At 48.4% G+C, this 6,000-nt stretch carries 8 protein-coding genes; 3 read left to right on the plus strand and 5 right to left on the minus strand.

Features of this window, described 5'->3' with window-relative positions; genetic code table 11:
* The first annotated feature begins 80 nt into the window (after nt 1–80).
* Nucleotides 81–746, plus strand: a complete 666-nt coding sequence (locus tag IQ256_RS20770; RefSeq protein WP_193857514.1) for a hypothetical protein — start codon at nt 81–83, stop codon at nt 744–746.
* Nucleotides 747–934: 188 nt separating this feature from the next.
* Here the strand turns inward: IQ256_RS20770 and IQ256_RS20775 are convergent, their stop codons facing one another.
* Nucleotides 935–2,350, minus strand: a complete 1,416-nt coding sequence (locus IQ256_RS20775; protein WP_228025120.1) for a hypothetical protein — start codon at nt 2,348–2,350, stop codon at nt 935–937.
* A gap of 229 nt (nt 2,351–2,579) precedes the next feature.
* Entirely contained in the window at nt 2,580–2,825 is a 246-nt protein-coding gene (locus IQ256_RS20780; protein WP_006453660.1) for an RNA-binding protein, read from the minus strand.
* Nucleotides 2,826–3,096: 271 nt separating this feature from the next.
* Between IQ256_RS20780 and IQ256_RS20785 the strand changes: the two genes are divergently transcribed.
* Complete coding sequence (locus tag IQ256_RS20785; RefSeq protein ID WP_193857518.1) at nt 3,097–3,525, plus strand: VOC family protein; 429 nt, start codon at nt 3,097–3,099, stop codon at nt 3,523–3,525.
* An 83-nt stretch (nt 3,526–3,608) separates the two neighbouring features.
* Here the strand turns inward: IQ256_RS20785 and IQ256_RS20790 are convergent, their stop codons facing one another.
* The 3 genes from IQ256_RS20790 to queC are packed head-to-tail and all read right to left on the minus strand — an operon-like array spanning nt 3,609 to nt 5,376.
* Nucleotides 3,609–4,226: an alpha/beta fold hydrolase gene (locus tag IQ256_RS20790; protein ID WP_193857519.1), complete on the minus strand. Its 618-nt coding sequence runs from the start codon at nt 4,224–4,226 to the stop codon at nt 3,609–3,611.
* Nucleotides 4,226–4,597, minus strand: a complete 372-nt coding sequence (locus IQ256_RS20795) for a DUF3493 domain-containing protein (RefSeq protein WP_370623512.1) — start codon at nt 4,595–4,597, stop codon at nt 4,226–4,228. The genes IQ256_RS20790 and IQ256_RS20795 overlap by 1 nt, the downstream gene beginning before the upstream one ends.
* A 38-nt stretch (nt 4,598–4,635) precedes the next feature.
* Entirely contained in the window at nt 4,636–5,376 is a 741-nt protein-coding gene (gene queC / locus IQ256_RS20800) for a 7-cyano-7-deazaguanine synthase QueC (protein WP_228025121.1), read from the minus strand.
* Nucleotides 5,377–5,554: 178 nt separating this feature from the next.
* On the opposite strand from queC, the gene IQ256_RS20805 reads away from it, so the two are divergent.
* Nucleotides 5,555–6,000 (plus strand): SDR family NAD(P)-dependent oxidoreductase (locus IQ256_RS20805; RefSeq protein WP_193857521.1); only part of this gene is annotated, 446 nt, incomplete at its 3' end.

Genomic DNA, 6,000 nt, shown 5'->3' on the forward strand with positions numbered 1-6,000 from the left:
AAGGAGATTGAGCAAAGCTTCCATCCTTTCATTTTCTGTATTACCCAATTTCTATATCAACCCTAAGGAGAAGATTTCACATGTCTATATCTGTTTTACCACAGCTTTTAGAGGTAGATTCTGAGCTGTCTGCTCAAGCGAGTGTCCTAGAAGCCAAGCTAGGTGAGCTTCAGCAAAAGCGTCAGGGCATTCAGGCCGTTATTTCTATGTTTGAATCTGGTGATGTGCCCGCCGCTGCTGATATTTCAGCTATTGCAAACGCGCCAACAACGACTAAAACAGCGACAAAGAAGACGACCGCAGGCACCAAGACAACAGGTAAACGTAAGGTCAGTAAGTCTGCCACTAAATCGACTGCCACCAAGGCGAGCGCGACTAAGTCAACCTCATCTAAAGCTACTAAGACCAAGACGACTCGTGGCCGCCCTGCCCAAGTAAAAAAGGCACCAGCTTCGGCTAAGCGCAGCGGTAAAACCGCTGACTGGCAGCGCTATATCCAAACAACCTATAAGAAGTCACCACTTCCTGACGTGATTGTTGGTGTGCTTCAGTCTCAGCCAAATAGCGTCTTTAAGATTGTAGATGTGATGAATTTAGTTTTTAAAGAAGACATGCCAAAAAGCCAGTTCCTAAAGGCGCGTAACCGAATTTCTAATATCTTGTCAGCAGGCGCTCGCGATGGCGTTTGGCACCGTGGTGGGAATGGCACTTATAGCATGTCAGAAAAGGCTATTAAGGCTGGTTAAAAGATGAGTCAACGCTTTTCCTTATCTCATTTTCCTATCTAAAAGATAGATTTTTTATCAAGCAGGCTAATGCCTCTGAACATGTAAAGATGCCGCCTGCTAAGTCTAAGTAAGCGGCATTTTGTTTGCCTATCTGTTTGCCTATCTGGGCGACTTTTCCTATTCTCCTGTAGAGCTATGTCGTGCTTTTATGGATCTATCGCTGGCATACTTGAATCGCTGACATACTTCAAAGGAACTAGGGTGCCTGTGATTAGCTGTTTACTCAAGGAGAGGGTTATTCTATCTTCGGTGAGTTTGTAGATCCAGTGTTCTGTTGGGCAGACCTGAGAGTCAAGATTGGGTAGCTGAGTAGGCCATGTTCCCTGTTCTACCTTAGCCTGCTTGGCTGCGAGGACATGCCCAGAGAGTTCTAAAGCCAGTGCGCGATCGCCAGCTCTTCGCCAGCGTCTAGCGATAGTCGCCGCCGAAAAGGCAGCTTCTCGCTCCCCCTGCTCTGTTTGTAGCTCACTTAGCATCTGCTCTACGGCAACTTGAGGAATAGAACAAATGTCTGTCGCTGCTAGAGTTGCTAGCGCCGCATGGGTATGCCTGGCGGCCTTGATGCTTTTTAGCCTGGGGTATGAGCGCGCAGAGAACCAGTGGGATAGCGATGCTAGCGGCTGAGTTGTTGATAGGTGCGATCGCTGAACAGACGACTGAACAGATGACTGAACAGATGACTGAGGGGCTGTATACGCCGACCAAGTGCGCTGTGAGATTCGGTACCTCAGCCAGGTCTCAAACTGTATTCCTGTGAGAATTTCTTGCTGAGGAGATTGGGCTGCTAGGCGGGTCTGCCAGTGAGCAGGAACCGCTTCAAAATGGCGTAATAGGCTAGCCTGCTGGGCTAAGACAATCGATGACAGGAGCTTTGAGACAAGATCTGGACGCCGTGCGATCGCCTGATTTAGCTGCCAAGAAGCCTCCATTGCCGATAGCGTTTGCGCTGTTTGTCCGCGCTCGTGATGCTCGATTGCTGAGAGTAGAATCAGCCTTTGCAAGTAGAGAATATTGAAAAATCCTGGTGAGGGATAGTTTAAATCAAACATCTTTTCTGGGATCATTTCCCACTGGGGAAGATCGCCTTGCAAAATCTGCTGCTGCGCCTTATTTATTGTGTCTCTGTAAGTATCTAGGTAGATCGCGAGATCGGCGGGTACTGGAGCCATAGGCCCAGAAACTAGCGCAGTTTGCTGCTGCAAATATCGAGCAAGCGGGTCGTCAATGTTTCTAAAAGCGGCCTGGGCCGTCTGGTCAATAGAAACGGGCCCGATGTAGCGAGCATTGGGGCTAAATCCTAGCGCCGTGCCGATACGGTCTATAGTCTCTGCAGCAACATTAGGCGTAACCTCTGAAAACTGAGAGAAAAAGTCGGCAGCTTGACGATCGATCTCAGCCTGCTGATGTCGGCTTTGCACACCTGCCCAGAACAAAGCTAGCCAAGGCGCACTAAACAGACATAGAACGACCAGCATTAGTAAACGGATCACAACGATCTGAACTCTATTCTCTATGGCGCGTTTTCTATCGTATCTCGCCGCTAGTTTCTTGATGACTCTCAAAAGTTTTCCCTATAGTTTGCCCTGCAGCAGTGCCTACCTAGGTCGTATGTATAGCAAACAGTAGAGTGCATTTCGCCGTATGTCTTGGTAGGCGTTCAGTCTCAGAACTGTACCTCACCCAAGTGATCAACGCTGTAGAGCTAAAGGCAGCAAAAAAACAGTGCTCCTAGCCTTCCCAAAACTCAAGGGCTAGAGGCACTGCTCTATCAAGAATATGTCACGTATAGATTTAGGTTCTAGGTCTGGCTTTGTTTACTTTCAGCGTGCGCCCCATCCATTCGGCTCCGTCTAATGCTGCGATCGCCGCTTCTTCTTCGGCATCGCTAGACATTTCTACAAACGCAAAGCCTCTTACTCGACCTGTTTCGCGATCGGTAGGAACCTTTACAGACTTGACCGAGCCGTACTCAACAAAAACTTCGTTGATGTCATCGCGAGTAGCATCAAACGACAGATTTCCAACGTAGATTGACATAAGGCATTTCTAGAGTGTTTCTAGAGTATGGATTACAAGGCTTTAGAGAAACCTATTCTAGATATAATTGCTAGAGATAGTCTCTCCAAGAGCTGACTACATCGTATAAATACGGTGTTAGTACACTCCAGATTTACTTGCCTAGCTACTATTTTGGCTGTAGTCCCCATTACAAAACAGCAATCCTTGTCGAAGAGATTACATAACACCTGCACTTATAGCGTTTGCCACTTTGCTCCGCGCATTGATTAACCCAGACTATGGAGGCTTTATGAGCACTATCTTTCATCTGTCTTTCCCGATTGAAAACATTCTTGAGACTAAACGCTTTTATGTCGAGGGGCTAGGCTGTGAGGTGGGAAGAGAAAGTAAGGGATCGCTGATCTTGAACCTGGGCGGACATCAGCTAGTTGCTCAGGTTGTCACAGAGCCAATAGCGGCGCAAGCAGGGATTTATCCAAGACATTTTGGTCTGACGTTTGAGACAGAACAAGAATGGGAGCAGGCCCTAGCTAGAGCGAAGGAGAAATCGCTGAACTTTCACCAGCAGCCCAAGCATCGGTTTAAGGGCGATCGCATCGAGCATCGCACTTTCTTCTTAGAAGATCCCTTTCACAACTTGCTAGAGTTTAAGTATTACGTCTACTCAAGTGCGGTGTTTGGAGAGCATCAGTATTCGCAGGTGGGAGACAAAACCTAGGGTGTTGTTCGCTTCATGCTTTTTAGTCTGCGATCCAAAAGCTCCAAAGAGAGACCTGCTGGAGAAAACATGCCAAAAACTCGTTAGGTAAGTACCTGGGCGATCGCCCAAAGTGCCTGTGGGTCTTTGATCATGCGATTGTGGCTAGGAACCATCAGCCGCCGCGTCTGTCCCCTCCTAATCAACGAACTCCATGGCGGTAAGATCAGAAGATCAAAAGGCGTCCAAAAGGAAAAAAACTGCAGCGTTTTTAAGCAGTCTGCATTTTGGTTAAGCGCCCTAATAAAGCTGCTATTGGGGCGCATTTGCCGAATGCCTGGGCGAGTGCTACCCAGCGCCAGAAAGGTGCCTCGGTGCGGCGCAGAGACCGTCACCAATTTTTCTACTCTATTTAATCCGCCTAGCTGCTGCACATAGTAGCGACTCACCAGACCTCCCATACTAAATCCCAACAGGTTAAAGCGCTGTTGGGGCGATAGCTGAGCCTCTATAAAGGCAGCAAGCTGGCCCGCTAGAGTTTCTAGCGGTGCGTCACCATTGCTAGGCGTCATACTCAAGGCATAGACCGTATGATTATTAGCTTCTAGATATGCCCTAAGCGTTGTAAAGATCTCGGCTCTATTCCAAATGCCATGAACCAGTACCGTTGGCAATTTGGGAGACTCGCTCACAGCCGCTGGCATTTCAGCAGTGTTGACCACTAACTATCTTCCTGATTGCGATCTTCCCAGCGAAATAGAAACACCATGAGTGCAACCACGCCAATCTGCAAAGCAAGGTTAGGCAGCGACGCGGCGAGATCTCGCCCCGCTAGAATCTTGGTGAAAAAGACAAATCCGCCGATGGCACCAGAGGCTCCAAAAGAGATATACATGAACTTCCTCAAGCCTTTGTATGGCGCTTGAGATTCTGCGACCAGTTTGTCATAGCGCTCCTGGCTCATGCCTTGAGGCGGCTTCTTTCTAGGAATGTCTCTGCCTTTTTTATTTGCTTTCTGACTATTATTTGAGCGGGTCTTCTGGTTTTTGACAGAGGAGACTTTTTTGCTAGATGCCTTTTTTCTGCTAGCCATAGCGCTTTATGTTTTATCTATTCTGGTTTCTATCTTGGCTATATTGTGACAGGTCTTGTGACGGCAGGTGACGTTGCCAAATCGCTTCTACCCGCCGCGACTAAGGCGCTATCTCTAATCCGGCACGAATCACACTGGCCACAGGGAAAGTCTTTGCCGCTGTAGCAAGACCAGGTTTTTGCAATCGGTACGCCTAGCTTTAAGGCCCGACGAACAATGTCGACTTTGGACTCTAATACAAGCGGAGCCACTAGCTGAGGGGCATGACCTTCAAGCCCCACTTTAGAAGAGAGTGTTGCTAGCTGTTGAAAGGCGGCTAGATAGTCTGGCCGACAGTCTGGATAGCCGGAGTAGTCGACTGCGTTGATCCCTAAATAGATAGCGATCGCGCCTTTAGCTTCGGCCAAAGAAAGAGCGATCGCAATAAAAACAGTGTTGCGCCCTGGCACATAGGTAGATGGAATTACTTCATCTACAGGCTCTTTGCCGTCAGTAGGAATAGCCATGGCCATATCGGTTAGCGACGAGCCGCCCCACTGAGCCAGATTAACCTCTACGATTCGATGCTCGATAATGCCGAATGCATTGACGAGTTCGCGCGCTGCAATCAGCTCTTTATCATGGCGCTGACCATAGTCGAACGAAAGCGCGATCACCTCATAGCCATCTGCGATCGCCTGAGCCGCACAAGTTGCCGAATCTAGCCCGCCCGAGAGCAAGACGACGGCCTTGGGTTTTACGTTATGAGGCATAATTCGCTGAAGATCTAACTTGGCCATTATTGTACGCTCTCTATATTGTCTGAGCCCATTTAAGGATCTAAGCTTTCATTATCTGAGTCACGATTGTCTAAGCTTTTGTTGCACAAGTGAACTACTCATCGGCTCGGCACTCTAAATTAAAGGCGCAGCTTGCTGTTGATTCAGACCTCAGACATTTGATAGGAAGACACATTTCATGGATTTAGGGCTAAAAGATCGAATTGCTGTGGTGACAGGGGGCGACTCTGGCATTGGTAAGGCAACGGCTGAGATTTTGTTAAAAGAGGGCGCTAAAGTCGCCATCTTAAATCGTTCGTTTGATGAGATTGACGATCTCAAATCTTTTGGCGATCCGTTTCCAGTCAAAGCCGATATCACTAGCCTAGAGCAGGTAGAAGCCGCTCGCGACCAGGTGATCGAACACTTTGGTAGCCCGGCTGAAGTGGTTGTCCATTCGGCAGGCATTACTGGAGCGGTGGGTGATTTTCTAGATGATATCGATGACGAAGGCTGGATGCACACCATCAACGTCAATTTGATGGGAACGGTACGAATTTGCCGTACTTTTATTCCAGATATGCGTAAAGCCGGCTGGGGCCGGGTGGTATTGCTGGGCTCTGAAGACGCTGTGCAGCCCTACAT

This window comes from cf. Phormidesmis sp. LEGE 11477 (assembly GCF_015207105.1).
Taxonomy (GTDB): Bacteria; Cyanobacteriota; Cyanobacteriia; order Phormidesmidales; family Phormidesmidaceae; genus Phormidesmis.

Excerpts from the sequence above, each read along its gene's own strand:
- IQ256_RS20770 (WP_193857514.1), top strand. The coding sequence starts at position 81 with ATGTCTATATCTGTTTTACCACAGCTTTTAGAGGTAGATTCTGAGCTG.
- IQ256_RS20780 (WP_006453660.1), bottom strand. The coding sequence starts at position 2,825 with ATGTCAATCTACGTTGGAAATCTGTCGTTTGATGCTACTCGCGATGAC.
- IQ256_RS20785 (WP_193857518.1), top strand. The coding sequence starts at position 3,097 with ATGAGCACTATCTTTCATCTGTCTTTCCCGATTGAAAACATTCTTGAG.
- IQ256_RS20795 (WP_370623512.1), bottom strand. The coding sequence starts at position 4,597 with ATGGCTAGCAGAAAAAAGGCATCTAGCAAAAAAGTCTCCTCTGTCAAA.
- queC (WP_228025121.1), bottom strand. The coding sequence starts at position 5,376 with ATGGCCAAGTTAGATCTTCAGCGAATTATGCCTCATAACGTAAAACCC.